Origin of the sequence: Poseidonocella sp. HB161398 (genome assembly GCF_005870025.1) — a bacterium.
Taxonomy (GTDB): domain Bacteria; phylum Pseudomonadota; class Alphaproteobacteria; order Rhodobacterales; family Rhodobacteraceae; genus Mangrovicoccus.
On the sequence record NZ_VATA01000159.1, the window covers coordinates 1 to 4,132 of the forward strand.

Below are 4,132 nucleotides of genomic sequence, written 5' to 3' on the forward strand. Positions count from 1 at the left end.
CGAGATCGCCCCCGTCCACCACCGCCTGCCGGACCGCATCCGCGCCCATGCGCTGATCTGCTTCCTGGCGCTGGTCCTCTACCGCGTCATGCGCATGAGGCTGAAAGCGAAGGGCCATTCCGCAAGCCCTCGCACCGCGCTCGACCTGCTCGCGCGTATCCAGAAGCACACGACGCATATTGGCGACCAGACCTTCACCGGCCTATCAAGGAGCATCCCCGAACAGCTCGATCTATTCGAAGCCCTGGGGCTCCCGAAGCCCGCCTGACCGTCCCGTTGTGGCAAAACTCGCAATGCGCTGCGAGCAATATCAATTGCTTGTCGATTTTGACGTCGAACTTGGGTGCCGCTCCTCCTTCCAGCGCCGCGCGAAGGCGGCCACCCGGTTATAGGAACCCTCGCAGCCCAGGCTTGCGAGTTCGGCGTGCAGCTGCTTCCGCGTTCGCCGCTGCTTCCGCGGCTTGCCCGCCTCGGTCTTCAGCCAGGCCGCCAGCTTTTCCGCGTAGGGGTCCAGCTTGCTCGGCGGCTCGGGAACTTGGAACTGCGGATCCACGGTCCCGGCCCCGAGATACTTGCGGATCGCTCGGCGCGGCCTCGGACCAGTGGCGGCGCGCGCCTCGCTCCGGGATAGCCCGGTACGCCGGGATATTTCCCGGATCGAGAGCTGGTCCCTCAATGCCCGGCGTCGGATCACGCTCGGAATTGCCATGTCGATCACTCCGTTGACCCCCGATGATCAAGTCGGGGGCGAGTTCAAACATGGGTCAGTTCTCAGTGGAAATTTCCGGGCTGCCCGGGTCAGTTCTCAACGGAAATCAACAGCTCCAGTGTTCACTGGGCGGCCAGCCTTCCCTTGCCAGCCGTTCGTTGAGCTGCCGCGCGACCGACTCCCAAGTGCTCTGCGGCCGCATTTTCTTGACCTCTGGAAGCCAGCGGGTCTCGCGATTGATCAGGCTCTCCAGGTGGCCGTCCTTGCGGCTCTGGCTCATCCTCATGCGATCCAGCTCGGTGATGTTCTGCAGCTTCGGATTGCCAGGCATCCGCCCGTTGGCGCGCGCGTTCGCGACGCCGGCACGGGTCCGTTCTGAGATCAGGGACCGTTCGAACTCTGCAACCGCCCCGAGTACCTGAATTGTGAGGGTGCCGTCTGAACTCGACGTGTCGATCGGATCGGCCAGACTCTTGAACGTTACCCCCCGTTTCTTCAGCTTGGTCGTGTCGCGAATGTGGTGGAAATTGCCGAGCGACATGCTCCGGGCACGTGAAATTGGCTCCGTTCAGGCGGCGAGGTCAAGAGCCAAGGGCTCGAGTGGCTGCGAGAGGGTTTCCCAGCCGTCGACCTTGCGCATCTGGATCTGCCCGGACCTGGATCTCGAGAGTCTGGTCCTCGGTGGATACCCGAGCATAGCCGATCAGTGCCATGAAGATGCCTCGCGCTGGTGATCAATGATAGAACAGATCGTACTGAGACGCGCGGATTTTAGACGGAAAAGTTTTCCCCGAAGTGGAACAGATTGCACCTGGGAGGGAGCGTCTCGCCGTAGGCAGATCAGCACGGGATAATACAGATCGTAGGCGAGTGCCGGGCCAACACGGGAGGGAGGCTGGAGCGGCCAGGGGCCAGTGGTCCGCACGCCCGTGCCGCCCGGCTCAGAATGCCCGAGATGCGGTCCTGGATCGGTGCGAGAGCCGGTGCTCAGGCTGGCGCCGCCTGGAGTTCAGCCCGCGGGATCGGGCGGCGAAGCATCGGGATCTGTGACCCTGAATCCGCTCTTCGGCCAAAAGTCCCGGAGAAAGGGCAGGCGATGTCGATCCGGATGTGTCTCCCGGCTACCATTTTCAGGCGAATCCGGATGTCTCCCGGCCGGAACTTCACCTGTTTCACGGGAATGTTCCGCATCCTTTGCCGGGAAAGGACGTGATGTCCGATAAGGGAAGCTTACCGGACATGTCCGGCGTCGCAGGAGGCGGCGGAATAGCGGAAAAAATTGAGACTAAAGCGCCGCCATGTCTCGCGGCTCCTCCGGATGGTGCACGCTCGAGGACCTGCGCCAGGCGCTAGTCCGCCCAATTTGTCCGGACTCTTCTAGCCGGATCCGAGCCTTCCCGGCCGCCGGAGGGGACCGCGATAGCTGCACCCGCATCGCCCAACGCTGTGCCGCCCCGAAGAGCGCGTCGGCTGTGACCTGGTTGCGTGCCTGCATCTCGAGGATCCTATCGTCCACAGCGGCAGCCGCCAGCAGGGGGTGAACAAAGACCGGTTGCACCTGCCGATCCACTCGCTTGAGGAGCCGGGCAGGGGGAAGTAGCGACGAGCCGCCGTGGCGGTTGACGACGAAGATGAGGCGCAATCCGCCTGCCGCAAGTGCGGCTAGGGCGAATCCTCGACGATGCGATTGAGCGCTCGGGGCAGGTCGCTTGACACTGGCCTAGCGAGTGAGTTGCTCCAGGCGGGCGCGGCGCAACCTTTCTCGGTCCTGTGGCCCGCCATCAAGGAACCCGATATGGAGAAGTCGGGGCCTCGGGACGAGTCGGACGCGGCTAAAACAGACACTTACCCACGGGGGCCTTTTGCCCGGCGAGCAGATCCCCGGCCGGATACCGCCGGGACACCTCGGTGGCTATCTGGAAGCATTTTCTGCGCGTTATGACGGTTTCGCGACCGTCATCCGCGGCGGTACCCCTCTTGTTCCATTGTCTTCTGTTTCGGACGGGCTGGACGGCATGCGTTTCATCGCCGCCTGGCTGGCCTCCTCCACTGCCGACGCGGCATGGACCAGGACGGAGGATTGCGCAGGTGCCTGGTTCCTGAGCCCTGACACTGGTTGGCAATGTCGGCGGAGCCATCACTCGCCGGTCGTGTCTCGGAAGTGGTGGAAATTGGATGGCGGCGTAATCTCCGGGTGAACTGACACCCACCCAACCGGCGGCTGCAACCGCCGTGGAGATCACGCCATGACCGAGATTAACGACGCTGCGGGCTTTGCGCTACCGGCCGACGAGGCCGGGTTCGACCCGATCGAGGATCGCCTTCGTGCGACCGTCCGCGCCACCATCGAGGCGATGTTCGAAGAAGAACTCGAGGCCTTCATCGGGCGGTGCCGCTATGGCCGCGGCGATGCTGCACAGAAGGGCTACCGCCATGGTCACCGCGAGCGGCAGCTTACCGGCACCTTCGGCACCGAGACGGTGCGTGTTCCCCGCGCGCGGATCGAGGCCGAGGCGGGCAAGACCACCGAGTGGCGCTCGAAGGCGCTGCCGCGTTACAAGCGGCTGACGAAGAAGGCCGAGGCGCTGATCGCGGCAGTCTACCTGGCGGGGACCAATACGCGGCGGGTGAAGCGGGCGCTGTTCGGGCTGTTCGAGGGCGCTGTCAGCAAGGACGTGGTGAGCCGGGCGTGGCGGAAGGTGCAGGTCGACTGGGACGCCTGGTGCTCCCGCAGCCTGGCCGGCGAGGATATCGTCAGGCTCATTTTGGACGGCACCATCATCAAGACCCGGCTGGATCGCAAGGCCACGAACATCTCTGTGCTGGCGGCGATCGGCGTACGGCGAGACGGCCAGAAGGTGCTGTTATCCATAAGGAATATGGGGGGCGAGAGCACGGCTGCCTGGCGTCAATTCCTCGACGAGCTGGACGCACGCGGCCTGAAGCGGCCCGAATTCGTGATCGTCGACGGCGCGCCCGGCCTCGAAGCCGCGCTTGTGGCGCTCTGGGGCGAGGGCCTGCCCATCCAGCGCTGCACGGTCCACAAGCATCGAAACCTGCTCGGCCATGCGCCCAAGCGCCTGCACGATGAGCTGACCGAGGACTACCGCGACATGATCTATGCCGATACCGCCGCCGGGGTGGAGCTCAGGCGGAAGATGTTCCTGCGCAAATGGCGCCTCAAGTGCCGCGCGGTCGCCGACAGCCTGGAAGAAGCGGGCGACCGGCTCTTCAGCTTCACCAGGCTCAACCCGTCGCAATGGAAATCCGCGAGGACGACCAACGCGATAGAGCGCCTCAACGAGGAATTCCGCCGCCGGATCAAGACCCCCCAAGTTCGACGTCAAAATCGATAAGCATTTGATATTGCTCGCATCGCATTGCGAGTTTTGCCACAACGGGACGGTCAGGCGGGCTTCGGGA

At 64.1% G+C, this 4,132-nt stretch carries 1 protein-coding gene and 3 pseudogenes; 2 read left to right on the forward strand and 2 right to left on the reverse strand.

Annotated features, from left to right (window positions below; all coding sequences use genetic code 11):
- Positions 1-268 (forward strand): annotated as a pseudogene (locus tag FGX59_RS36100) (IS1634 family transposase); the annotation flags it as partial.
- A 78-nt stretch (positions 269-346) separates the two neighbouring features.
- On the opposite strand, the pseudogene FGX59_RS36105 reads toward FGX59_RS36100, so the two are convergent.
- Positions 347-709 (reverse strand): annotated as a pseudogene (locus FGX59_RS36105) (IS21 family transposase); the annotation flags it as partial.
- A 106-nt stretch (positions 710-815) separates the two neighbouring features.
- Positions 816-1,250: a recombinase family protein gene (locus FGX59_RS36110; RefSeq protein WP_138473378.1), complete on the reverse strand. Its 435-nt coding sequence runs from the start codon at positions 1,248-1,250 to the stop codon at positions 816-818.
- Positions 1,251-2,955: 1,705 nt separating this feature from the next.
- Between FGX59_RS36110 and FGX59_RS36115 the strand changes: the two are divergent.
- A pseudogene (locus FGX59_RS36115) lies at positions 2,956-4,047 on the forward strand (IS256 family transposase); the annotation flags it as partial.
- Positions 4,048-4,132: the final 85 nt, after the last annotated feature.

Coding starts and splice junctions, on each gene's coding strand:
- FGX59_RS36110 (WP_138473378.1), bottom strand. CDS start 1,250: ATGTCGCTCGGCAATTTCCACCACATTCGCGACACGACCAAGCTGAAG.